At 37.6% G+C, this 23,250-nt stretch carries 25 protein-coding genes; 13 read left to right on the plus strand and 12 right to left on the minus strand.

What is annotated here, in order from left to right; translation table 11 throughout:
• Window positions 1–21 precede the first annotated feature (21 nt).
• The 8 genes from MKZ18_RS09865 (at window position 22) to MKZ18_RS09900 (ending at window position 7,626) form a co-directional block, all read left to right on the plus strand.
• Window positions 22–771 carry an exodeoxyribonuclease III gene (locus tag MKZ18_RS09865; protein ID WP_061786689.1) on the plus strand — a complete coding sequence of 250 codons (750 nt, stop codon included), beginning with the start codon at window positions 22–24 and terminating at the stop codon, window positions 769–771.
• Window positions 772–783: 12 nt separating this feature from the next.
• Entirely contained in the window at window positions 784–2,568 is a 1,785-nt protein-coding gene (gene pepF, locus MKZ18_RS09870) for an oligoendopeptidase F (RefSeq protein ID WP_144594278.1), read from the plus strand.
• Between the two features lie 439 nt (window positions 2,569–3,007).
• A complete protein-coding gene (locus tag MKZ18_RS09875) occupies window positions 3,008–4,390 on the plus strand; it encodes an MATE family efflux transporter (protein WP_025909564.1) in 1,383 nt (460 codons plus the stop codon).
• A 408-nt stretch (window positions 4,391–4,798) separates the two neighbouring features.
• Entirely contained in the window at window positions 4,799–5,392 is a 594-nt protein-coding gene (locus MKZ18_RS09880) for a DedA family protein (protein ID WP_025909565.1), read from the plus strand.
• 65 nt (window positions 5,393–5,457) lie between these two features.
• On the plus strand, window positions 5,458–5,745 hold the full coding sequence (locus tag MKZ18_RS09885) for a DUF3219 family protein (protein WP_025909566.1): 288 nt from the start codon (window positions 5,458–5,460) through the stop codon (window positions 5,743–5,745).
• Window positions 5,742–6,752 (plus strand): LLM class flavin-dependent oxidoreductase, encoded by a 1,011-nt coding sequence (locus MKZ18_RS09890; protein ID WP_100347709.1) that lies wholly within the window; start codon window positions 5,742–5,744, stop codon window positions 6,750–6,752. Before MKZ18_RS09885 ends, MKZ18_RS09890 begins: the two co-directional genes overlap by 4 nt.
• A gap of 461 nt (window positions 6,753–7,213) precedes the next feature.
• Window positions 7,214–7,471, plus strand: a complete 258-nt coding sequence (locus tag MKZ18_RS09895; protein WP_277716583.1) for a hypothetical protein — start codon at window positions 7,214–7,216, stop codon at window positions 7,469–7,471.
• A 20-nt stretch (window positions 7,472–7,491) separates the two neighbouring features.
• Window positions 7,492–7,626 carry a hypothetical protein gene (locus MKZ18_RS09900; RefSeq protein WP_277717578.1) on the plus strand — a complete coding sequence of 45 codons (135 nt, stop codon included), beginning with the start codon at window positions 7,492–7,494 and terminating at the stop codon, window positions 7,624–7,626.
• Window positions 7,627–7,656: 30 nt separating this feature from the next.
• Here MKZ18_RS09900 and MKZ18_RS09905 read toward each other — a convergent pair whose 3' ends face one another.
• Window positions 7,657–8,187: an IseA DL-endopeptidase inhibitor family protein gene (locus MKZ18_RS09905; protein ID WP_025908056.1), complete on the minus strand. Its 531-nt coding sequence runs from the start codon at window positions 8,185–8,187 to the stop codon at window positions 7,657–7,659.
• Between the two features lie 762 nt (window positions 8,188–8,949).
• Between MKZ18_RS09905 and MKZ18_RS09910 the strand changes: the two genes are divergently transcribed.
• Entirely contained in the window at window positions 8,950–10,179 is a 1,230-nt protein-coding gene (locus tag MKZ18_RS09910) for a Zn-dependent hydrolase (RefSeq protein ID WP_025908055.1), read from the plus strand.
• Window positions 10,180–10,370: 191 nt separating this feature from the next.
• Here the strand turns inward: MKZ18_RS09910 and MKZ18_RS09915 are convergent, their stop codons facing one another.
• Complete coding sequence (locus MKZ18_RS09915) at window positions 10,371–10,778, minus strand: VOC family protein (protein WP_025908054.1); 408 nt, start codon at window positions 10,776–10,778, stop codon at window positions 10,371–10,373.
• A gap of 134 nt (window positions 10,779–10,912) precedes the next feature.
• Between MKZ18_RS09915 and MKZ18_RS09920 the strand changes: the two genes are divergently transcribed.
• Window positions 10,913–11,323, plus strand: coding sequence for an MBL fold metallo-hydrolase (locus tag MKZ18_RS09920; RefSeq protein ID WP_260864979.1), 411 nt, complete (start codon window positions 10,913–10,915; stop codon window positions 11,321–11,323).
• A gap of 55 nt (window positions 11,324–11,378) precedes the next feature.
• Here MKZ18_RS09920 and MKZ18_RS09925 read toward each other — a convergent pair whose 3' ends face one another.
• The 9 genes from MKZ18_RS09925 to MKZ18_RS09965 form a co-directional block, all read right to left on the minus strand.
• Complete coding sequence (locus MKZ18_RS09925; RefSeq protein ID WP_175406285.1) at window positions 11,379–11,990, minus strand: DUF998 domain-containing protein; 612 nt, start codon at window positions 11,988–11,990, stop codon at window positions 11,379–11,381.
• Between the two features lie 128 nt (window positions 11,991–12,118).
• Window positions 12,119–12,400: a hypothetical protein gene (locus MKZ18_RS09930; protein ID WP_025908051.1), complete on the minus strand. Its 282-nt coding sequence runs from the start codon at window positions 12,398–12,400 to the stop codon at window positions 12,119–12,121.
• 117 nt (window positions 12,401–12,517) lie between these two features.
• Window positions 12,518–13,435, minus strand: a complete 918-nt coding sequence (locus MKZ18_RS09935) for an NAD-dependent epimerase/dehydratase family protein (protein ID WP_144594084.1) — start codon at window positions 13,433–13,435, stop codon at window positions 12,518–12,520.
• A gap of 18 nt (window positions 13,436–13,453) precedes the next feature.
• Window positions 13,454–14,785 (minus strand): glycosyltransferase family 4 protein, encoded by a 1,332-nt coding sequence (locus tag MKZ18_RS09940; RefSeq protein ID WP_144594085.1) that lies wholly within the window; start codon window positions 14,783–14,785, stop codon window positions 13,454–13,456.
• Between the two features lie 27 nt (window positions 14,786–14,812).
• Window positions 14,813–15,874 carry an ecdysteroid 22-kinase family protein gene (locus MKZ18_RS09945; RefSeq protein ID WP_225001595.1) on the minus strand — a complete coding sequence of 354 codons (1,062 nt, stop codon included), beginning with the start codon at window positions 15,872–15,874 and terminating at the stop codon, window positions 14,813–14,815.
• A 3-nt stretch (window positions 15,875–15,877) separates the two neighbouring features.
• A complete protein-coding gene (locus MKZ18_RS09950) occupies window positions 15,878–17,056 on the minus strand; it encodes a carboxylate--amine ligase (protein WP_144594087.1) in 1,179 nt (392 codons plus the stop codon).
• Entirely contained in the window at window positions 17,053–18,378 is a 1,326-nt protein-coding gene (locus MKZ18_RS09955) for a glycosyltransferase family 4 protein (protein WP_035320038.1), read from the minus strand. The genes MKZ18_RS09950 and MKZ18_RS09955 overlap by 4 nt, the downstream gene beginning before the upstream one ends.
• A complete protein-coding gene (locus MKZ18_RS09960; protein WP_025908045.1) occupies window positions 18,375–19,031 on the minus strand; it encodes a PIG-L deacetylase family protein in 657 nt (218 codons plus the stop codon). Before MKZ18_RS09960 ends, MKZ18_RS09955 begins: the two co-directional genes overlap by 4 nt.
• 131 nt (window positions 19,032–19,162) lie before the next feature.
• Window positions 19,163–19,717 carry a kinase gene (locus MKZ18_RS09965; protein ID WP_025908044.1) on the minus strand — a complete coding sequence of 185 codons (555 nt, stop codon included), beginning with the start codon at window positions 19,715–19,717 and terminating at the stop codon, window positions 19,163–19,165.
• A gap of 166 nt (window positions 19,718–19,883) precedes the next feature.
• On the opposite strand from MKZ18_RS09965, the gene MKZ18_RS09970 reads away from it, so the two are divergent.
• Window positions 19,884–20,204 carry a GRAM domain-containing protein gene (locus tag MKZ18_RS09970; RefSeq protein WP_144594088.1) on the plus strand — a complete coding sequence of 107 codons (321 nt, stop codon included), beginning with the start codon at window positions 19,884–19,886 and terminating at the stop codon, window positions 20,202–20,204.
• A 17-nt stretch (window positions 20,205–20,221) separates the two neighbouring features.
• Here MKZ18_RS09970 and MKZ18_RS09975 read toward each other — a convergent pair whose 3' ends face one another.
• Window positions 20,222–21,250: an LLM class flavin-dependent oxidoreductase gene (locus MKZ18_RS09975; protein ID WP_078989793.1), complete on the minus strand. Its 1,029-nt coding sequence runs from the start codon at window positions 21,248–21,250 to the stop codon at window positions 20,222–20,224.
• A gap of 351 nt (window positions 21,251–21,601) precedes the next feature.
• Between MKZ18_RS09975 and MKZ18_RS09980 the strand changes: the two genes are divergently transcribed.
• Both MKZ18_RS09980 and MKZ18_RS09985 read left to right on the plus strand, forming a co-directional pair.
• Window positions 21,602–22,417: a creatininase family protein gene (locus MKZ18_RS09980; protein ID WP_025908042.1), complete on the plus strand. Its 816-nt coding sequence runs from the start codon at window positions 21,602–21,604 to the stop codon at window positions 22,415–22,417.
• A gap of 25 nt (window positions 22,418–22,442) precedes the next feature.
• Window positions 22,443–23,240: an ABC transporter ATP-binding protein gene (locus MKZ18_RS09985; RefSeq protein WP_373688711.1), complete on the plus strand. Its 798-nt coding sequence runs from the start codon at window positions 22,443–22,445 to the stop codon at window positions 23,238–23,240.
• Window positions 23,241–23,250: the final 10 nt, after the last annotated feature.

Consider the following 23,250-nt stretch of genomic DNA (forward strand, 5'->3'; position numbering starts at 1 on the left):
TAAAGGAGAACAACTGATAAAATGAAATTAGTATCATGGAATGTAAACGGGTTACGAGCATGTGTGAAAAAAGGCTTTATGGACTATTTTCACGAAGTGGACGCAGATCTATTTTGTATTCAAGAAACAAAGCTTCAAGAAGGCCAAATCGATTTAGTAACAGAAGGATATCATCAATATTGGAACTATGCTGAAAAAAAAGGGTATTCTGGAACGGCCATTTTTACAAAGAAAAAGCCTTTAGGCGTCACGTATGGCATACGTGATTTTGAAGATTTAGAGGGAAGAGTCATTACGCTTGAATTTGAAGAGCTGTTTGTAGTCACAATGTACACGCCAAATGCGAAAAGAGACTTAACTCGACTTGCTTATCGACTGGAGTGGGAAGACGCAGTCAGAAGCTATTTAATAGAGCTAAACCAGCAGAAGCCGGTTGTTTTTTGCGGTGACTTAAATGTTGCTCACACACCACTAGACCTACGAAATGCCAAGAGCAACAAAGGAAATTCAGGTTTTACAACAGAAGAACGAGAAAAAATGACGCAACTGTTAGCGGAAGGATTTGTTGATGCGTTTCGTTATCTTCACCCAAACCAAGAAGGTATGTATACATGGTGGTCGTATATGAGTACGGTGAGAGAGCGAAACATTGGATGGCGCATTGATTATTTTTTAATTTCAGAGCAGCTGAAAAGTCGATTAAAGCGTGCGGATATTCACTCAAACATTTTGGGAAGTGATCATTGTCCCGTTGTAATTGAACTTATTTAGGGAGGAATAAGAATGAAAACCTATCGAAATCGAACGAATGTACCAGTTCAAGAAACTTGGAATTTAGCTGACATTTATCCAAATATAGAGGAATGGCATGTACAGTATGCACTTATTGAAGAAAAGGTGGCTGAATTAAATAGCTTTAACGGAAACATTTCAAGTGCTGAAGAGTTGTATCAATTTTTAAACTTAAAGGAAGAAATGACCTATGAATATAGCAAACTATATGTATATGCGTTTTTACAACATGACTTAGATACACGAGTTTCAGCTTCTCAGGCACTTTTAGATAAAGCTAGCCACTTAGGTCAAAAAATAAGCAGCGCCACTTCATTTTTTATGCCATTTTTATTATCACTAGATGAATCTACGCTTAAATCATACATAAACGAAGTAAAAGAATTAGCTTATTTTGAGGATTCGTTATTTGAGTCGTATCGGTATAAAAAGCACGTGTTAAGCAAGGAACAAGAAGAAATTTTATCGAAAATGGGGGATGCGCTAGGTTCTCCTCGTCAGACATTTGGGATGATTAATAATGCGGACATTCGTTTTGGTGAAGTAACGACTGATTCTGGTGAAAAGGTGACATTAACAAGAGGGATGTATAGCAAGTTAATTGAGGATAAAAACCGAGAGAAGCGAAAAGAAGCATTCCAAGCTTACTACAAGCCGTACATGCATTTGCAACATACAATTGCTTCAACGTTAAGCTCAGCGATTAAAAATACAAAAACAACGTCTGAAATTAGGCAGTATCCATCTACTTTAGAAAGAGCGCTATTTTCAGATAATGTTCCAAAAGAGGTATATGAGAATTTAATCCAAACAACAAAAGCACATATTCAGCCGTTGTATGATTATATGGACATTCGAAAAAAAGAGCTTGGGTTATCAGAGCTTCGTCAATATGATTTAAGTGTCCCGTTAGTGAAAAATCATAAGCTAACGATTCCCTATGATAAAGCATATGAAACAATGTTGGAGAGCTTGTATCCACTCGGTGAAGAATATGTCAATACGTTAAAGAGCTTTAAAGAAAAGCGATATATTGATGTAAGAGAAACACCAGGGAAACGCTCAGGAGCATATAACTTAGGTTTATACGGCGTTCATCCATTCGTTTTATTGAATCATCAAGATGATTTATCAAGCTTGTTTACTCTTACTCATGAAATGGGCCATGCGATGCATAGCTATTATTCAAACCAGTATCAGCCTCAAATTAAAGCTGGGTATTCAATCTTTGTAGCGGAAGTGGCATCGACGGTCAATGAAGTTCTTTTAATTCGTTATTTAATTGAGCGGGCTAAAACAGAAGAAGAGAAAAAGTACTTATTAAATCACTTTATTGATCAGTTTAAAGGAACCTTCTTCACGCAGGTGATGTTTGCCGAGTTTGAACAAATTACGCATGAAAAAGCACAGAAACAAGAGGCGTTAAATGCTGAGGTATTTAATGAAGTGTATGCCGATTTAATGAAGCAATATTATGGACCAAGTCTTGTAGCAGATGAAGAAACCAAATATGGATGGGCTAGAATCCCTCACTTTTACCGTCCATTTTATGTCTATAAGTATGCGACAGGCTTTGTGTCAGCCATTGATATTGCTGATCGACTTATTAAAAAGGAAAAAGGAACAAAAGAAGCGTATTTACAATTTTTGCGAAGCGGGAGCTCGGATTATCCGCTTGAACTATTAAAAGCTACCAACGTTGATCTCTTAAAACCAGATGCTATTGCTAATGCGATGTCCGTCTTTGCAGAGTTAGTTAAGCAGTTAACGAAATAATTGATAAAAAGAGGCTGGGACCTAAGTAATTCAGCCAATGATAAACCTGAACGGTTGAGAGTTCCTCACTTTTAATCGTTCAGGTTTTTTCTTGATTGTGAAAACAATGTTGGAAACAGGGTGGAATGGAGCGTAGGACACTCGACTCCCGCGGGAAAGAGAGGGCAAACTGAGTTCCGCAGCGCAGCTCAGGTTCCTCCCCGCGGAAAGCGAGTGGCCGTAGAGCAGTGGAACGAACTTGTTCAGGTAACTAAAGAGGTGAGAAAAGGGAGTGTTGATATTTTTGAAAATTTGTTTTGTTATGTCCCATCCTCTTTCTCTTTATTTGAAAAACTTTCGAATGTCGAAAAAAATAGGTGAAAAGGGTAGTGCATGTAGTGAGAAAGTGTGTTAAGATACGATTTGGTTGAAAAAGGATATCGGTAAAGAGGGTGAGGGTATGACCGCTGTTGAGGTCAAAAAGGGCTCTGGAGAAAAGCTAAATCTATTCTTTTTAACATGGCCTATTTTTTTAGAAGTTTTTCTTTTTATGCTGATGGGAATTGCCGATACGTTTATGCTAAGCGCGCTTTCCGATGACGCGGTATCAGGAGTAGGAGCAGCAAACCAATACCTACATATTGCGATTTTAATCTTAGAAGTAATTGGGAACGGTGCGGCGATTGTGGTTGCTCAGTACATCGGTTCAAAGCGCTACATGGAAGCCGCTAGAATATCAGCTTTGGCAGTTACTATGAATTTAATTGTTGGCATAGTCATTAGCGTGTTCTTTTTATTGTTTGCACGCAGCATGATGGCTGCTATGAACTTGCAAGGCGAAGTTTTGGCTTACGCGCAAAGTTATTTAGCGATTGTTGGTGGTGCTATTTTTTTACAAGCGATTATTAACTCGTTAGCTGCTATCATCCGTGTTCATGGCTTTACAAAACAAGCTATGTTTGTATCTCTTGGTATGAATTTATTCCATATTGTTGGAAACTATCTATTAATCTTTGGGAAGTTTGGTTTTCCAGAAATGGGTGTTCAGGGGGCTGCTATCTCAACAGTTGTCAGCCGCTTGCTTGCATTGATGGTTTTCTTCTGGTTGCTATATCAAGTGATGGAATACAAAGTTAAGGTTCAGTACTATTTATCGTTATCAAAAGAATATATGGGGAAAATCTTAAAGATTGGCCTTCCATCAGCATTTGAGCAAGTCATGTATCAAGGTTGTCAAATTGTCTTTTTATATTATGCAACGTATCTTGGCTCAGAATCGTTAGCAGCTAGGCAGTACGCTACCAATATTTCAATGTTTATTTACTTGTTTGCCATCGCTATTGGAATTGGAACATCCATTATTGTAGGCCGATTAGTAGGTGGGAACGAAAAAGATGAAGCCTATACGCGCGTTTGGCACAGTGTAAAGTGGGCTGTAGGGGTTACGCTTGGAATGGTAGTGCTTGTTATTTCGTTTCGAACAAAACTAATGAGTTTATTTACAGATAATGAACAAATCATTACGCTAGGTGCTACGGTTTTAGTGCTAAGTATTGTGCTAGAAACAGGGCGAACAATGAATATTGTCCTAATTAATTCTCTGCGCGCAGCTGGTGATGCTAAATATCCATTATTTATTGGCTTGTTTTCAATGGTGCTCATGAGCTTACCGCTTGGCTATTTCTTTGTGTTCCATTTAGATATGGGGCTTGCGGGCATTTGGTTAGCAATTGCTGCAGATGAGTGGACGCGAGCCGTTATTATGTTCTTTCGCTGGAAAAGCAGAGCATGGGAAAATCATGCGCTTGTTAATCATGAAAAAACAGAACCTGTGCAAGCTTAGAAGAGGCTGGGACATAAGTAATTCAGCCAATGATAAACCTGAACGATTGAGAGTTTCTCACTTTTAATCGTTCAGGTTTTTTGGTTGATTGTGAAAACAATGTTGGAAACAGGGTGGAATGGAGCGTAGGACACTCGACTCCTGCGGGAAAGAGAGGGAAAACTGAGATCCCGCAGCGCAGCGAGGAAGCTCAGGTTCCTCCCCGCGGAAAGCGAGTGGCCGTAGCGCAATGGAACGAACGTGTTCAGACAAACCAAAAAGATTGGAACAGCTATTGTTCGTCTCTTAGAAGCAATCATTTTGTTATGTCCCAAACTCTTTTTCGTGTGGAGAAAAGTTATACATAAGTAAAAACGTTAATATGATAGTGTCATAGAGCTTGACCACAATAAGGAAGTAGGTGGAGGCATGGGAGCGTTTTTAACAGATCTTTTAGAGCTGCTGACAAGCTTTGGGTACATTGGCATTGCATTGGGGTTGATGGTTGAAATAATCCCGAGTGAGATTGTACTAGCATACGGTGGCTACATGGTAACGAAAGGAATTATTACGTTTTGGGGAGCAGTTATCGCTGGAATAATTGGTGGAACGATTGCTCAATGGTTTTTATATTGGATCGGAGCTTACGGTGGACGTCCATTCTTACAAAAGTATGGAAAGTATTTATTTATTCGTGAAAAACACCTAGATGTTTCAGAAAAATGGTTTAAGGAATATGGAACAGGAATTGTATTTACCGCTCGATTTGTACCGGTGGTTAGGCATGCTATTTCTATTCCAGCTGGCATTGCAAAAATGTCGTTTTGGAAATTCACGTTCTTAACCATTTTAGCAATGGTTCCTTGGTCCATACTATTTGTCTATTTAGGGATTCAGCTAAAAGAAAACTGGATTAATATTGAGGAAATTGCGACTAGCTATACCATTCCTTTTATTGTCTTTGCATTTGTGGGCGTCGTTTTGTATTTTGTGTTTAAAAAGCCTGCTTCTTCTCAAAAGTGAGAATCCAATTAGTTGTTCTTATGTATAAGGTAGTGCTATGATGCTTATACGTAAGGAGTGATACAATGATAAATGAAGTATGGCTAAACGACACAAAGCTTATAGTTCGACATTTTGAAGAAAAGCAAGAACAAGAAAAGCGCTACATTACGTTTGAATTTGACGTGACAAGCGAAGCATATCATGATGTTACCACCTTGTTATATAAAAATAAGTTTCATGTTCGTATTCCGGCAAAGAATGAGTCTTTTTTTGCTGTCATTCAAACATACTTTACATCCGTTACAAACTTATATCAGGAAAATCAAATAGGAACGTTTACCTTAACTCTTGTTGAGGAGCAACCTAAATGAAACTTAGCATACTTGATCAATCACCAATAAGAATGGGTCAAGAACCTCAACAAGCATTAGTTGAGTCTGTTGAGCTTGCAAAACTAGCAGATAAACTGGGATACACGCGCTATTGGATGTCTGAGCACCATGATTTAAAGGGATTAGCAAGCTCCGCACCAGAAGTCATGCTTAGCTATATTGGTGCACAAACGAAGAAAATTCGGCTTGGTCCTGGAGCCGTTTTATTACCTTATTACAAGCCTTATAAAGTAGCGGAAGTGTACAATACACTTGCAGCGCTGCTTCCTGATCGCGTTGATATTGGGCTAGGTAGAGCACCAGGAGGCGGAACAGACGTCATGACAACTCTTTCGGATAACTTTCTGCAGCAAGCATTTAAGATGCCTGCTTTAGTAGAAGAGTTGCTTCATTTTCTAAACTATAAAAAAAGCGCTGTTACTGGCCTGAAGGCTGCTCCATTGCCCGCGGTTTCTCCAGTACCGTGGATTCTTGGAACAAGCAAAAAAAGCGCTTTACTAGCTGCTAAGTACGGCTTGCCGTATGCATTTGGACAATTTATGAGTAACAAAGACCCAGAAGAGATTTTGCACGAGTATCGTACAAGCTTTCAATCTCATCGAGGACAGCAACATCCAGAAGCTTTATTAACGGTATCGGTTATTTGTGCAGAAACAGATGAAAAAGCAAAAGAACTTGCTCACAGTGCGTTAGCATGGAGTATTCAAAGTGAAAGAGGAGACGGCAAAGTAGGTCTCCTTCCAGTTGATGAAGCAAAGCAATATATTGACGAATTGCCAGATGATCAGGTTAAAGCTGATATTGAAAAGAAAATGCTGATTGGTTCACCAACGACAATCAAACATAAGCTTAAATCTATGCAGGACGCTTATCAAGTGGATGAGTTTATGCTCGTTTCGTTCATTCCATCGTTTGAAGAGCGCCTTCAATCCTACGAACTTTTAGCACATGAAATATTTACTGAAGAGAGGCTGGGACATAAGTAATTCAGCCAATGATAAAACCTGGAACGATTGAGAGTTTCTCACTTTAATCGTTCATTTTTGGTTGATTGTGAAAACAATGTTGGAAACAGGGTGGAATGGAGCGTAGGACACTCGACTCCTGCGGGAAGAGGAAAAACTGGTCCGCAGCGCAGCGAGGAAGCTCAGGTTCCTCCCCGCGGAAAGCGAGTGGCCGCTTTTTGGTTGATTGTGAAAACAATGTTGGAAACAGGGTGGAATGGAGCGTAAGATTGGAACAGCTATTGTTCGTCTCTTAGAAGCAATCATTTTGTTATGTCCCAAACTCTTTTTGTGACAAAAATTAGCCGTTTGTTTAAAGTGATGGATTACTATTGAATTTTTATAATTTTTATTGTATAAATATTTATATCGGTGTTTATTTATTCAAACTTAATGAAAGTAAAATAGATAAATCTAGTGGAAAGAAAGGAAGGGACAGAATAATGGGTTACATAACAACAGAGCAGTTACCTGCGTTTCATCAATTTGCATATCTTCATGAAGAGAGTGGCTTAAAGAAAAGTAAAAAAGCAAGCTATACGAAAGAGCAGCTTTATGAAGCGGTATGCAATAGCTTTTATACGTTTTCTATTTATGATAATCATCAGTTAATTGCGTTCGGACGAATGATTTCAGATGGTATTTACCAAGCTTTAATTTGTGATGTGATGGTAGCTCCAACTTATCAAAAAAAGGGCTAGGAAAGCAAGTTATTGAAGGAATCGTCAATAAATGTAACGAACGAGGAATTGAGTCCATTCAACTTTTTGCTGTAAAAGGAAAACAGCAGTTTTATAAGAAGCTCGGGTTTCAAGAGCGGGATTCAGAAGCACCTGGCATGTCGTTAGTACAATAATAAAAAGGTAGGCGAAAGCCTACCTTTTTATTATTGTACAGCATCAAATTTATTTACTTTCCATGTAGCTCCTGATTTATAGAATGTGACCGTGCGTTTTACAGTGCCACCTTCTACGTCAGGAACAGTGAATTCGTAAGAGCGTACATCAGAACGTTGATATGTTAATTTAACTTTGGCTTTATTCCACTCTAACATGTTTCCACCATCTCCAACTGGACGAGCTAGCTTGCCGTTATGTGTGATAAAACCGTATTTTGTTAGTCCTGCATTAATTGCGCTATTTGTATAAACTCCACTTAAGTAAGAAGTAACTTTTTGTTTTGTATCAAATTCGCTGCAAACATAAGAATAATAAGTGCCTTTATAAGTAAATGCTTTTTGTGTACACGCTTTTTGTTTGTAACCGTGTAATGTATTCCAATAGCGAGTGTTTGCGTCCGCCGCAATTTTAATAGCTTGGTTATTTGATAGGGTTGCTGACGTTGTTGCGGCCGTAGCACCTGCAGTCATTGTAAAGAAAAGAGCCATTGTCATTAGAACTAGTTTAAATTTTTTCATTGTGATTCTCCCTCCTAAATGAATCATCTTTTATGTAACATTCATGTTGCTTTTGTTACATTTATGTTACATTTATATTACAACATAATTCAGAAAAAGAAAAGGGGTTTTCCGAATTTATGTTTATTTTTCCCTTTAAATTTTAAAACAAACCTGAAGTTATGAAATGACTGCGACATATTTTGAATGTGGTTTGTTAAATGATATGGCTGTGGTAAGATAGGTATGTCTAGATTACACTGAAGGAGAGAACATAATGGGTTATTTGTTTGCAGCAACTATCTTTTTAATTATTGCTGTTGTTGTTGGGTTTCTAGTAACGGTTGTGAGTATTGCAAGACGAAATAAAAATGAAGGATCTAAATAAAAGCAAAAGTCATTTTGAAGTGACTTTTGTTTTTTTTATGTACATATAAATACGACTCTCTTGCCTCACACCCCTTTGTAAAAAAAGAACTAGTTTTGTCACCTTTATGTCGTTTTATCGGAATTTCAAAGAGAAGTGTTTACTGAACCGTAGTATAAAGGAAAGCACTTATTTATGAACATTTGTTATAAGTAAGGCTAGAAATCATAAATTATAAATTAAGAAGAGGAAAAGCAGTGTTTTTGTATAATTTGTTATAAAGTAAGAGTTTGCTAGGAGTCCTAACATAAAAGGGGATTTGCATCGTTGCTTATGTCATAATAATGAATATTCATTTTTCGACATCAAGTATTTTCCACATCATTCATTTAAGAAGAAACGAAGGAGTGGTTGCTTTGCAAAGACAAAAATTAGTAGTAAACGGTGAACGGTTAAAACAAGAGCTTGAAGCATTTGCTGACTATGGAAAAACAATTAATAACGGTGTTACAAGGCTATCTCTATCTAAGGAAGATCGACTGGTACGCGATTATTTCTGCGAATGCTGCGAGCAGCTAGGCATGACAGTTAAAATTGATGATATGGGATGTATCTATGCAACTTTACCGGGAGTTGAAGATAAGCCACCTATTGTCATGGGTTCTCATCTCGATACGGTAAAAAAAGGTGGTCGCTTCGATGGCGTACTAGGAGTTGTGGCAGGGTTAGAGCTTGTAAGAACTCTTGTAGAGAACAACATTAAGCCGAAAGTTCCCATTATGATTGTGAACTTTACAAACGAGGAGGGAGCTAGATTTGAACCTTCAATGATGGCTTCAGGAGTGTTGTCTGGGAAATTTGATAAGCAGACAATGTTAAAGAAACAAGATGTGGAAGGCACAACTTTTGAGCAAGCTTTAGCAGCAAGTGGTTATGAGGGAGATATTACAAACCGCTTAACAGAAGCTGCTGCATTTTTGGAGCTACATATTGAACAAGGCCCTGTATTGGAAAGTGAAAATCTATCAATTGGAGTAGTGGAGTGTGTGCTTGGGATGGTTTGCTATGAAATTGAAATTACAGGTGAATCCGATCACGCAGGCACCACACCAATGAAGATGAGAAAAGATGCCCTGTTCGCTACTAATACAATTATCCAAAAAGCGCGTGAAAAACTGAGCGCAATTGATGAAGAACTAGTTTTTACGATGGGGCGCATGAACGTCTTGCCAAATATTCATACCGTCATCCCAAATCAAGTTATTTTTACCATTGAAGCTAGACACAAGGATATGAATGTTATTGCAGAAGTAGAAGAAATAATTAAAAACCTATCCTCTTTAGCAGCAGCGGAAGGCTGTGCGATGAAAGCAACGAAACAATGGGGACGAGATACCGTATGGTTTAATGAAAGAGTGTGTGGAGTTATTGAGAAAGCAACGCAAAACCTCACGTATTCTTATAAGCGAATGGTAAGCGGAGCGGGTCACGATGCGCAGTTTATTGCTAGCTATGTACCGACGGCGATGATTTTTGTACCAAGCTTGAATGGTAAAAGTCATTGCGAGGAGGAATTTACTGAGTGGAAGCAGTGTGAACAAGGCGTAAATGTATTATTAGAAGCGGTGATGCAGCTGCTTGAATAGAAAAAAGAGACTGAGATATAAGTAGTTCAGCCTCTACTATACCTGAACGATTGAGAGTTCATAACTTTTAATCGTTCAGGTTTTTTGGTTGATTGTGAAAACAGTGTTGGAAACAGGGTGGAACGAACGTGTTCAGACAAACTAAAAAGATGGGAACAGCTAGTGTTCGTCTTTTAGAAGCAATCATTTTGTTATGTCCCACACTCTTTTTTTAATGAAGACTGTTCAACATTTAGCTCAATTAAATTCCCATCAGGGTCTGCACAAAAGATTTGGGCAAAGCCGCTTTTACTCTTTCGTTTTTCAAGGGTCTCAATTCCTTTAGAGGTTAAATGACGGAGCGTCTCTTCAAAGTCAGCTACACGAAGAGCAAAGTGACCTTCACGACTGCTTAGTTCCGTTGTTCCACGAAGGGTTTGAGCAGTAGGAAAAACGATTAAGTGGATTTGTTGATTCCCAACTCCGTACCAAGCTCCTTCGAAATCAAAATCTGGACGCTTAATTTCTTGTAATCCTAAAACATCTCCATAAAAATGTTTGGCTTTTTCAATATTTGTTACGGCTATGCTTACGTGATGTAAGGCTTCGTATGTAATCATGATAAATTCCTCATTTCTCAAGAGTTATTATGTAAAACGATATCATAAAAACAAATAGATGACCACAAGTACGAATGTATACTGAGTATAAACTAGTGCACAATGAAAAGGTACAAAAAAAGGGAGTGTATAAAATGGATATGGAAATGCAAGGTAGCTCATCTACTGAACGGTTTATTCCAGTAACACCTGTAGCTAATGATAAAGGAGTAGAGGTAGCTCTTGATATTTATAGTTATACCATTCAGATTGTAAACATTTGCTTTTTAGGTAATCCCCAACATGAGAATGAATTTGTGTTAGTGAATGCAGGAATGCCAGAGTCGGCTCCAATGATTTTAAAGGAAATTGAAGACCGATTCGGTGTGGGTGCTCAGCCTAAAGCAATCGTTTCGACCCATGCTCATTTTGATCATATTGGTTCTATTATTGACCTAGTTGATAAGTGGAACGTTCCTGTCTATGCTCATGAGTTGGAAATGCCTTATTTGACAAGTCAAAAAAATTATTCACTACCGGATAGTACAGTAGAGGGGGGCTTGTAGCAAAATTATCCCCTCTATTTCCTACTGAAGCCATTGGTTTATGGGGAGCTTTTTATCATTGTTTTATGTCCCAGAAGGCAAGAACGGTTCCCCATATGAAAATAACGAAATAAAATAAGCGCTGTAATAAACCGACAGGCATTGGAAAAAAGAAAACAAACATTATAAATAATAGAATCATAAATAGAATGGTTAAACAAATAAGCGTCCATTTGCGTCCTGTAGGTAAAAGCTTCGCGTATATCCAAAGTCCGGCTAAAGTAGTGATCATCCCCACCTGAGCAACAATGGAGTGCCAAAATAGATTTATATCAGCTGGTATGAATCCAGAAACGATATTTCCTAATGCCAATAGTAAAAGGAAGATCGTTGCTAGATGTCTCACTTTTGTTTTTGCAAGGTTTTGTGCTAAATACAAAATCCCAATAGCGAGAGTTAAACCGTTTATAATAAACAAGACGTTCATCCAAAGATGAAAAGGAGAACAGATCGTGTAAGGTGCCAGTGAATACGTATATTCACCACATGAAGTAACACCAAGATCACTCATAGCTTGGTATAAAAAGCTATAGGGAACAAGAGAAGTATAAATAAAGAATGGTTCAATCAAAAAATAGCAGCAAGTAGCAAACCAGCTCAAAACGCCAATTTTTTTTGGTATATACAGTGTAATCACCCTTTTTAAAGTGTTATACAGCTATTATATATCCAAAAAATGCTAATTAGAATAGAGCTATAAGGGGAGTTTATTGTAAGGCTTAGGTCTGATAAATAAAGTTCTTCAAACGTACTCTTTTATTGTTTTGTTTCTGTACGAAAAGCTTGTAGGGTTGTTTGTAAGGAAGCATAGGAACCAATGGCGCCATATCCATAAAACCATCCCATAAAAAGGCCAGCGATTAAATCCTTTGGGTGGCTGATAAAGATAGAAACTGTTAACCCTATTAATAAAGCGATTGTTGGTACATATTTCTTATTGATTTTGAAGAAGATTTTTAAAAGTTGGGTTATAATCATCACGCATGGAACAGCGATTATTGCATCCCAAAAGTTTGTGTGAATTGTTGGAAAGACCATGTAATCCCACCTTCAAATGAAAGGAATAAAAATAACTCTATAGTAATAAAATTAGAGTCTCCAATTTGTGCCTTTTTATTTAGAAAAGCCACCAGGAATTTCTGGTAGCTTCTTGTGTTAGCTCCTATAGGATTGAAAGTGTTCAATTGTTTTGAGCAAGTGCGTATGAATGTCGCTAGAAGGTTTCCATCCAAGGGTTTGAAGTGCTTTTTGATTGTTTAATTGACTGTGTAAAATCTCTCCGCTTTGTCCAGGTAGATAATTAGGAGTAGCAGATGAAGAAATCTCCGCAGCTAACAGTTTAAACAGTTCATTAATGCTAATTTGATGATTGCAGCTAATATTAATAATTTCATTCTCACCACTTTTAATAGCAAGAACATTTGCTTTCGCTACATCTTCAACAAACACAAAGTCTCTAGTTTGATTACCGGTCCCAAAAATAGAAGGGGTTTTACCATTTAGTAATTGGTTAATAAAAATGCTGATAACGCCACCTTCTCCGTCTGATTTTTGACGTGGCCCAAATACGTTAGCATAGCGGAAAATTGTAAAAGAGAGGCCGTGTAGCCGTTGAAATAATTGAATGTAAGACTCCGATACAAGTTTTGAAGTTCCGTAAAAGGAAAGAGGAGATGTGGGTGTTTCTTCATCAATCACTGTGTCGGCATCACCGTATACAGCGCTAGAAGAAGAAAAAATAAATTTTTTGACCGCATGTTTTTTACACATATCTAGCAAGTTAATAGTTCCCAAGATATTAGTTGCTGCATCTTCAACGGGGGCTTTTAAAGAAGTCGAAACATTGACTTGTGCCGCTAAGTGGATAACAACTTCTGGTTTTTCAATTTTAAATACCTGCTCAATCTCTTTTGACAAAATTGACATGTTGTAGAAAGAAACGTTATCAGCAAGGTTGCTTCTAATCCCGCTTGATAGATTATCAAGGACAACAGGAGTATACCCATTTTCTAATAAACATTCAACAACATGAGAGCCAATAAAGCCTGTTCCGCCTGTCACTAGTACCTTCATAATTTATCACAATTTGATTTATTCATCACATTCATTCTCCTTTTTTGTATTGGTCTTCCACCACTCTTCGTAGACTGCTTGTATTTTAGCAATCATTACATCCGCGGTTAAATGAGTGGTTGCAAACTCAAAGGCTTGGTTCGCTATTGTTTTACGATATTCGGCATTGCAAATGAGTTCTTCAAGAGCTTGCTTTAGTTCAGCAACGTTTCCGGGTTTACAAACGAGTCCTGAATGTCTGTTTGTAACAATCTCAGGTATACCTCCACAATCACATGTTATAATGGCTTGTTTTGCATGCATTGCTTCAATGATTGATAAAGGGAGGTTATCATTTAGTGTTGGCAGAACGTAGATATCGGATTGTTGCAGAATGTCAAAGACATCATGACGTTTGCCGAAAAACGTAACGAATGATAAGTCTAAATCGCTACGGATTTTTTCAAGATGTTTTCTCATAACACCATCACCCACAATCCATACTTCAATATAATCTTCGAACTGTTTTAGATGAGAAAGAGCTTGAAGAAAGAATTCATGTCCTTTTCTAGGTCCTAATCGTGCGATGCATGTAATAACTAGTTTATTTGTTGCTTTGCTATAAGAAGTACGCAGTGAAGGAACTTTCACGCCGGTATGAACGGTCCTTAATTGTTGATTTGATGCTCCAAGCTCCTTTAGTCGTGGATGAAATGAATCGCTGATTGTGATAATTCGGAAAGCCCCTCGTATGCCAGCTCTCTCAATCGCTGTAAAATAGGCTTCTTCAAGGGATCCTTGTTGCATCTTGTAAAAATCGATGCGACTTTTGGTAAAATGACCGTGCGGAGTAAAGAAAATGGGTTTGTGAAGTTTTTGGTTGAGGTGAGCGAGAAGGTATGCTGCGAAGAGATCTTGAGCATGAATAATATCATAATTTTTAAGATTTTGTTTTTCTAAAAAAGCGTTAAAAACAGTGAGGAAGCTTGTGTTTTTAACAATTTTCTCGCTAACCAACCCGTAGCGTTTACTCATAAACTCTTTTGCTTTTGAAGCTTGAACTGGAATATGGGTCTCAAGCTCTTCTTTCGACATGCTAAGAGGTGAGAGTACATCAACGTGATAGTCCAGCTCTGAAAAACCATCTTTAACATGGTTGATATAGTGAGCTAAACCTCCTGTATTAGGGTAGCGTAAAAAGGTGACATACAAAATACGAAGCTTTGGCTTTCTGATGAGTGCTTTTGCAGCTTGGAATCCTGGTTTGGAAATGAAAGCTGGATTATTTGATGAAATAGCATAAAACTGATCCATGGTGTGGAGTAAATCAGGGAAAAACGGAGGTAGATTTGTCGAAAAAGAATCGTTCATAACATAACACCTCGATTCGTTCGCTTACTATTTATAAATTCCAAGGTCTTTACCCCAGGTTTCAAGTTTATGAAGGTGATAAGGTAATAGCTCACCACCACGATTTTCATAAATTCTTCGCAGTTGTGTTTGTAATCCCTTTTCAAGAGTTCGCTGCAAATATGCCATTTTATAAAGGTGGGTCGGATTTTCTTTAAAGGAAATGCCGTGTTTTTTCATCTCTTGAAGGTAGGCTTTAATGCACTCTGTTCGAATAGAATTGCCGTCTTTTTGCCAGTCTTTTCGAAAAGCAATTAACAGCTCAACTAATACGATTAAATCTAGCCAAGAAGGAGCGTATTTAGCAGACTCCCAATCGATAAATTGAATTGGCCAAGGGCCGTTTTTTACCGTTTCATGGCTACATATGTTTTGCATGTGCAAATCGCCATGAGTTAGGGCAGAACCACTTTCTAATAACTCTGGAAAAAAATCAGGACCCTTTTCGTATATTTTATATAAAGAACTTTTATGAGGTGAAAGAATGGATTTGAGTTCTCGGTTTTTTGAGGATTCTTGAAGGAAATTCATCGTGTTAGCAATCGCTTTTGAGCGTTCTTTTCGCATAGTGAATGAATCATAAATAGGTAGCCAAGAGCTCCATTCCATTGCCTGTTCATTAAAATGACTGTCAAACGTATTAGCATGCAGTTTTGCTACCGATGGAATAATGGATTGAAAATGCTTTGGTGTGAACACTAGTTGACCTCGAACTTGTTGCACAAATTCCATGAATATCCACGTTTCTTCTTTATATTCTTCCACTAAGTAAATAGTTGGAAAAAAAGACTTTAACTTGGAATAACCTTTTGTATACATATTGATTTCAATGTCGTTTTTATAATTATTCTTACTATACGTTTTAAAGATAAGTGGAAAAGAATCATGTTTTGTGCTCACAACCAGTTTATAAATACTACTTCGCGTTGTAGATTTTAAGCATTTCAAGTCGGTGGAATCAATCGTGATTTTTTCCCCGATAGATGCTGATAGCTTTTCTTCGATTTTTAAGAGCTGAAACGTTGAATATAATTCTTTTGGTTGATACATTTCTTATTTCTCCTTTCGCTTGTTTTTCCATGCGTTGACTAAATGTGAATAAGCACTTCGAACAAAGGGCATTGGATCTCGTAAGCTGAACAATGCCCATTCTTTTTCGCCTTTAAAACCTGATAGGAAATCTCGTAACGTCATGCCTTCTTGTTTTCGCTTCGTTAGGTAAGTTAAGTAATAGCGCACGAGATAAATCCACTTCACTCCATCTTTTTGAACGAGATGGGGAATCGGTTGTTGTTCTGTCATTGATAAATAGTAGAGGTAAACAAAGTCGATTCCAGCTGCACCTGTTAAGCTGTGGGTGAGCCAAAAACGAGGGTTTATTTCAATGAATTTATAAACACCATCTCTCGGGTCTTTTTTAAACTCAGCCATCGCAACGCCCTTTAAGTGAATGGCTTTAAAGAATGGGAGGCAAATATCAAATAATTCAGGAACGGTCTTACTGACAATATGCGCTCCAGTGCCAAACTGAGCTGGAAACTGATGATTTTTTTGGAGTGAAAACTGAGCAAGTAAATTCATATTTTCATCAAAAAAAGTGGCTACCTTATAAAAACAGCTGTTATCGCCTGGAATAATTTCTTGTACAATTAAATCTCCAGCTTGTTGATAGGTAGGGTATTCTGCTTGGAGTTGTTCAGCAGTTTGGATTAAGATTGCTTTTTTATTAATAATCTTTCGAAATTCATGGCCAAGCACAGGCTTTAAAATGCATGGAAACTCTAACGTCTCTATCGCTGTCTTCATATCATCTTCACTTTTAATAATAAACGTTTTAGGGCAGGGGATGTTATGTTTCAAAGCAAGATTATAAGCTCGCTGTTTATCTAGCACTTGCTCAATTACATCATGATCAGGAAATAAGAATAAAAAATAATTGGAAAGTTCCTCACGGTATTTGGAAATAAATATGACATAATCATCAGCACCCGTATATAATACAGGTTTATGTTTCTGTTTCTTTCCAAGTGTAATGAGCACATCTAGCAGCTCTTTTTCTTCGGTAAGAGGACTTGGACAAGGGCTACAGGTAGCTAATTTTGTTTTTCCAATTCGGTAAGACTTTTCTGTATCAAAAGCATATATTTCAATGTTCCGTTCTGCTAACCTTTTAATAATTCCTAAGCCGTTTGCGCTAAGGTCGAGTACTACGGCAGCATGCTTGTCATTCATATTTTTTCACCTACTTTAAAAGCGGCAAGCGCTTGAGAATAAAGGTTGCTTATAAAAGACACCATTTTCACGTTTGTCAGGTTGGCGTTTGCGAAACGCTTTGCATTGGCGGCCATTCGAGCACGCGCCTTTGTATTAGCGATGAAAAAGGAAAGTGCTCTAGCTAACGTTTCGGTGTCTCCTGGTTCAATAATAATTCCAGTTTTATTATGCTTAATAATCTCTGGGATGCCTCCGCATTCTGTTGAAATGATTGCCGTTTGAGCATGCATTGCTTCAATAATAGATAGAGGCAAGCTATCGTTTAGCGTTGCGAGAACAAAAATGTCGGTTTCGTGTAAGATTTCTGGAATATCGGTTCGAGTTCCAAGAAAATGAACCATGTCCAAATGGAATTTTTCCTTTTGTTCTTCCAACTCTTCGCGCATTTCTCCGTCACCTACAATAAGCACTTCTACGTTATCTAGATGATTAATAGTAGACAGGGCACTTAATAAATCTCTATGGCCTTTTCTAGGGCCTAGTCTAGCAATTGATGCAATGGTAATCTTGTCATCTTTTGCTTTATGCTTTTTAGGGTACATCTTATTTTCAATCCCGGTGTAAACTGTTGTCATATGTTCTTGTTTGGCACCAATACTTTCAAGTGGTGGGCGAAATCCATCATGTAAAATGATAATATGGCTGGCAAATGAAACAGCTTGCTGCTCCATGCGTAGGTAATACGCTTCTTCAACCGATCCTTTATCAAAAATATTGAATTTTAAGCGGTTAAAAGTATACATGCCGTGAGGAGTATAGAAGAGAGGTTTCTGAAGAGACTTGTTAAATTTCCCTAAAATATTTGCGGTGAATAAATCTTGAGCATGGAGGATATCATATTTTTCTAAATCTACGGTCTTTAACATTTGTTCATAGATATAAAGTAAACGTTGGTTTTTTAAAATAAGTTTGTTTACTTCGCCATAACGGGTTGAAAAAAAGTCTTCAAGCTCAGGAACAATTTCATTGCGCATTTCTTCTTTTTTTAAAGATGGAAACTTACGAGGAGAAATGACATCCACATAATGACCTTGGCTCCGTAAAGTAGCGCTTAGCTCTGAGATATAGTTAGATAAACCACCTGTGTGAGGATAATCCCAAAATGTTGTAATTAAAATCGAAAGCCTGCGCTTTTGTGAATTTTGTTTTTTCATAGATTTTAACTTTTTGCTAGGTTGAGTTGAACTGTATTCTTCCACATCACTTTTATTATTAATCCCATAAAATGTATCCAACGTATCAATTATATATGGATATGGGATGTTGCCACTGTATTTCACAACCAAACCCTCCTTATAATTTCAAACGCTTCAGCATACGGTACACCAACGGTCATTCCCCGAACCTTTGCTAATGCTTTTACTCCCTCATATGATCTTGGGTGTGGGAAATCACGCATTTCCACGTCATATTCTTTTAGCGCTTCCACTTTTAAATCCATTGTATCGGTAACATTTACAAAATAATTTGGTTTAAATACTTGATCGTGTGTATAGGTATTCCATTCGGTAGAAGATACTGTTTCAAATGTAATGAGCTCGATTGGTTTTTTATTAGGAAGCGGGCGAGTCGCGGTTAACACCGCTTCAAATGTAATACGGTGATCGATGTTCATATCACCGTAGTGGTGAGTGAAAATTTTACTTGGATTATATTTTGTAATTAATGCTTCAATGTCTTTTGTCAACTTGTGACGAGGCATCATTTCTAACTCTAAATTTTTATGACCGAGAAAAATAACTTCTTCAATGCCGAGCTTTTTGTTAGCGAGACGGCCAAACGCTTGAATATGATGAGCTTCTTCTTTACGCCCTAACGCTGTAACAACAGATACGACCGTATATCCTTGATCGATCAATCGTTTGAGAGTTCCTGCAGATCCTAATAGTTCGTCATCAGGGTGAGCTCCGATAACTAATATATAATCTTTCATTCCGATGTCACTCCTTATAGCCTTCTGTCTCTATTACGGTTAATATATGCAAACGTATGGTTGAAAAGCAACCGGCATTAGCGGAAAAAAGTTGATAATTACCAATAGAATTTTTCTACTTTGAAAGCAAATTACTGATAAGAGCTCCATTTCAAATGAAGGTCTGGACGTAGATCACGTAAATGCTTAAAGAATAAGTCTAAAACCCCTAATTTTTCTAAACCTTGAAAAAGCTTAGTAGGAACTTTTGTATCAGAAGTTAATGCTCGTTTTAAATCAATAACCTTCAAATGTCCATCTTTTGTAATTAAAATATGTCGAACCTCTGCATCCCATCTAGTAAAACCAACCCTTTGAAGTTCATCAAGAAGTAAAATAATTTCCTTAACTAAGGAAAAGGGTAGGCTGTTCGTTCTTTTTATATATCTAGCTAGAGAAATAGATTCAATATATTCTAAAATAATGTAATTATAGCCAGCTTCATAAATCCTTGGGATGACGGAAGAACTTTGACCTAGCTTTAATGCTTGTAGCTCTTTTTGTTGTGTTGCTTCATTGTAGTAAATTTTGATACATTTTCCATTTTTAAGATGATATACTTGGCCATCTTTTCCGCTACCGATTAGATTATGGTCGCGTAGGCTACTAAAGGAAATTCTTCGTTGCCTAATAAGGGGATATTTCATATTGATTAAGCCTCTTTTCTTAAATGTTACTTAATTTACTTTTTCTTAATAGTTTATGAGACGGGTTATGGAAATGGAACCGTTAATTTCTGTGCATATTGATTAAAAATATGAGAAGATAATAAAAATTTCTATAAAAAGGAAAGAAAGGAGAAGAACAAAAAATATGTCTGAGGAATCATATATTCGAACAGGACTTGCCAATTTAATGAAAGGGGTAGGAGGTAAACTATACCTAACTTCAACGGAGCTTATACATAAATCACATGCGATTAATGTTCAACGAGGTACTGTAACATTGGACTTGGCAGATATTGAAACGGTAGAGAGAGTCCGTAACAAATTATTAGGAGTGCCTTTGTTAAAAAACGGTCTAAAAATAACTACAAACGATGGAGAAGAGCTTCGGTATGTTGTGAACAAAGCAAGCCAGCGGGGGGAAGATATCGAACAAGCAATAAATAACGAAAAGCCGAACGTTTTGTGACAACGTTCGGCTTTTCGTTATTTACTATTCATTACTTCAGAAACAATTTCATATGAGCGTAATCGCGCTTTGTGGTCGTATATTTGTGCGTTGATCATCAATTCATCAGCATTTGTTTCAGCAATAAAGCTTTCAAGCTTTCTCTTTACAGTTTCTGGTCCGCCGATGATGGATGAACCTAACTGTTGCTGTAGAGTTGCCTTTTCAAATTCACTCCAAATCTTGTCCATATTGTCAACAGGTGCTTTAAGTTTGCCTGGCTTGTTGCGAATTAAGTTTAAGAACTGCTGTTGAAGCGACGTTGCTAATCGTTCCGCTTCTCTATCTGTATCCGCTGCAATTACGTTAACGCCTAACATTGCATATGGTTTATCCAATACTTCAGACGGTTGGAAGTAGCGGCGGTACATTTGAAGAGCTCCAAGCGTATTGTTCGGTGAAAAGTGGCTTGCAAATGAAAATGGTAAGCCAAGCTGAGCCGCTAACTGTGCACTAAATCCACTTGAGCCAAGTAACCAAATTGGCACTTCAAGACCTTCTCCAGGAACAGCTCTCACTGGTAGTGGTTGCTCATCAGATGGAACGGCAAGATATGCTCTCAGTTCATCTAACAAATCTGGAAAATCTTGACCATCACTCATGCGTCCTCTTCTTAAAGCTTGGGCGGTTAATTGATCCGTGCCAGGAGCGCGACCTAAGCCTAAGTCAATTCGACCGGGAAAAAGGGATTCTAATGTTCCGAAATGTTCTGCAATAACAAGCGGTGAGTGATTAGGTAACATAATGCCGCCTGAACCCACTCGAATGGTAGATGTACCAGCAGCGACATGGCCAATTACGACAGAAGTAGCGGAGCTTGCAATTCCTGACATATTATGATGCTCGGCTAACCAGTAGCGATTGTATCCCCATTTTTCGACGTGTTGTGCTAAGTCTAGCGTATTTCTAAGTGCATCAGCCACCGTGCTGCCTTCCAAAACAGGTGACAAATCAAGCACTGAAATTGGAATGTTTTTTTGACTGTTTGGATGTTGGTCCATCGACATATACTCATCCTCTTTCCGTAATAATAATTTAATTATTCGATAATCATCGAACTATCTGCAGGTTTCATTGTAACAAGAATGTGAAAGAGAGAAAAATAAAATGCCTGTGTTTAAACAGAAAATAATTCGATAATTTAGTTATATTATGTTAGGTTTTCTTACAAAAAATAATAAAAAGAATAAAATATTTGGTGATTATGGCTAATTAGAAATTTTAAAATTATCATTTATGTTAATGATTCTTGAAAATTAATGTAATAAAATAAACTTATTACACAAAATGTTATATCTTATTACATTATATGTTAAATTTTCAGAAAATAAATAATCTTCCGAAGAGGTGAAAGTGTGATGAACAAACGGTATAGTGGTTTCGCATTTGAAGAAAATTTCTTACCAAGATTATCGAGTGTAGATATTGAGCACCTCTCTAAAGAGGACGCACTAGTCATTTTACCAATCGGTGCAGTTGAACAACATGGTCCGCATCTTCCTGTTTATACCGATACTTTAATTGCAGAAGGGCTTTTAGAAGAAGCAATGCTTCAGCTTCAGCACGAAAATATTTGGGTTCTTCCAGCCATTCCTTATGGTAAAAGCAATGAGCATCTAGGTCTATCGGGAACAATGAGCTTATCAGCTTCTACATTACAAGCAGTTGTAATGGATTTAGCTATCAGCGTCTGTAAAAGTGGCTTTAAAAAGCTTTTGCTTTTCAACACACACGGCGGAAATCATGACCTGCTCAATATGATGGCGAGAGAAATACGCATAGAAACTGGCTTGATGGTATTTCGGTTAAATCCTGGATTTGAAGCAGTCAACCGCTTAATTTCACAACAAGAACAGCGCTTTGGGATACATGGAGGTGAAGTGGAAACATCATTAATAATGGAGTTGAAGGGGGATTGGGTGCAATTTGATAAAAGTCCAACAGAGTTTGTTAATTTATCCAATAACCATCATTTACATTTGAAAGGAAATAGCTACTTTGCCTGGGTAATGAACGATATTTCAAACACGGGTATAGCTGGAGATGCCAGACAGGCAACGAAAGAAAAAGGGAAAATGATGAAAGAACTCATCGTGAGTGAGCTTGTTAAAACATTAAAAGAAATGAAGCATTTTTCATTAGGTGATTTAAAGAAAGACTATGTAAATAAATGAAGCGAGGTGGTCGAATATCGTGAGCATTCAGCAGGTGAATCAAGTAAATGAGGTAAAGCACGAGAGTAGCCCCACAATTGTACAAATGAACCGAGTTAATAAAATGTATGCAAACGGTAAAGTCGCTGTCAAAGATGTTAATTTGACGATTCAACAAGGAGAATTCGTTTCATTTGTCGGCCCCTCAGGTTGTGGAAAATCAACTATTTTTAAAATGATTTCAGGACTGATTGATCAAACAAGTGGTCACGTTGACATTCTTGGAAAGACACCTCGTGACGCTCAAAAAGAAAGTACGGATGTGGCTTTTGTGTTTCAAGATGCTACGTTACTACCATGGAGGTCAGTTATTGATAATGTAATGCTTCCTCTAGAGTTTCGTAATATAGCCCATTCTGAAAAGAAGGAGCGCGCTTATAAAGTACTAGAAATGGTAGGGCTGAAAGAGTATACAAAAGCGCTACCTCGAGAATTATCAGGTGGAATGAAAATGCGTGTTTCTATTGCCAGAGCATTAATTGCAAAGCCGAAGCTTTTGTTGATGGACGAGCCGTTTGGTGCTCTTGATGAAATTACAAGGCAAAATTTACAAAGTGAGTTATTGCGAATTTGGGAAAACGAAAAGATGACGGTGCTTTTTATTACACACAATGTATTTGAAGCCGTGTATCTATCGACCAAAATTGCGGTAATGACGCCTAGTCCGGGTAAAATTGAATCCATGGTAGAAGTGAATCTACCCTTCCCTCGTAAAGCAGAAATTCGGACAGATCCACAGTTTAGTAGTATCGTTGCTAACGTATCTCACGATTTAAAATTTTAAATGAGGTGAT

This window comes from Priestia sp. FSL W8-0001 (genome assembly GCF_038050335.1).
GTDB classification, from domain to species: Bacteria; Bacillota; Bacilli; order Bacillales; family Bacillaceae_H; genus Priestia; species Priestia flexa.

Coding starts and splice junctions, on each gene's coding strand:
- MKZ18_RS09865 (WP_061786689.1), top strand. CDS start 22: ATGAAATTAGTATCATGGAATGTAAACGGGTTACGAGCATGTGTGAAA.
- pepF (WP_144594278.1), top strand. CDS start 784: ATGAAAACCTATCGAAATCGAACGAATGTACCAGTTCAAGAAACTTGG.
- MKZ18_RS09875 (WP_025909564.1), top strand. CDS start 3,008: ATGACCGCTGTTGAGGTCAAAAAGGGCTCTGGAGAAAAGCTAAATCTA.
- MKZ18_RS09880 (WP_025909565.1), top strand. CDS start 4,799: ATGGGAGCGTTTTTAACAGATCTTTTAGAGCTGCTGACAAGCTTTGGG.
- MKZ18_RS09885 (WP_025909566.1), top strand. CDS start 5,458: ATGATAAATGAAGTATGGCTAAACGACACAAAGCTTATAGTTCGACAT.
- MKZ18_RS09890 (WP_100347709.1), top strand. CDS start 5,742: ATGAAACTTAGCATACTTGATCAATCACCAATAAGAATGGGTCAAGAA.
- MKZ18_RS09895 (WP_277716583.1), top strand. CDS start 7,214: ATGGGTTACATAACAACAGAGCAGTTACCTGCGTTTCATCAATTTGCA.
- MKZ18_RS09905 (WP_025908056.1), bottom strand. CDS start 8,187: ATGAAAAAATTTAAACTAGTTCTAATGACAATGGCTCTTTTCTTTACA.
- MKZ18_RS09915 (WP_025908054.1), bottom strand. CDS start 10,778: ATGATTACATACGAAGCCTTACATCACGTAAGCATAGCCGTAACAAAT.
- MKZ18_RS09920 (WP_260864979.1), top strand. CDS start 10,913: ATGGATATGGAAATGCAAGGTAGCTCATCTACTGAACGGTTTATTCCA.
- MKZ18_RS09930 (WP_025908051.1), bottom strand. CDS start 12,400: ATGGTCTTTCCAACAATTCACACAAACTTTTGGGATGCAATAATCGCT.
- MKZ18_RS09935 (WP_144594084.1), bottom strand. CDS start 13,435: ATGAAGGTACTAGTGACAGGCGGAACAGGCTTTATTGGCTCTCATGTT.
- MKZ18_RS09940 (WP_144594085.1), bottom strand. CDS start 14,785: ATGAACGATTCTTTTTCGACAAATCTACCTCCGTTTTTCCCTGATTTA.
- MKZ18_RS09945 (WP_225001595.1), bottom strand. CDS start 15,874: ATGTATCAACCAAAAGAATTATATTCAACGTTTCAGCTCTTAAAAATC.
- MKZ18_RS09950 (WP_144594087.1), bottom strand. CDS start 17,056: ATGAATGACAAGCATGCTGCCGTAGTACTCGACCTTAGCGCAAACGGC.
- MKZ18_RS09960 (WP_025908045.1), bottom strand. CDS start 19,031: ATGAAAGATTATATATTAGTTATCGGAGCTCACCCTGATGACGAACTA.
- MKZ18_RS09965 (WP_025908044.1), bottom strand. CDS start 19,717: ATGAAATATCCCCTTATTAGGCAACGAAGAATTTCCTTTAGTAGCCTA.
- MKZ18_RS09970 (WP_144594088.1), top strand. CDS start 19,884: ATGTCTGAGGAATCATATATTCGAACAGGACTTGCCAATTTAATGAAA.
- MKZ18_RS09975 (WP_078989793.1), bottom strand. CDS start 21,250: ATGTCGATGGACCAACATCCAAACAGTCAAAAAAACATTCCAATTTCA.
- MKZ18_RS09980 (WP_025908042.1), top strand. CDS start 21,602: ATGAACAAACGGTATAGTGGTTTCGCATTTGAAGAAAATTTCTTACCA.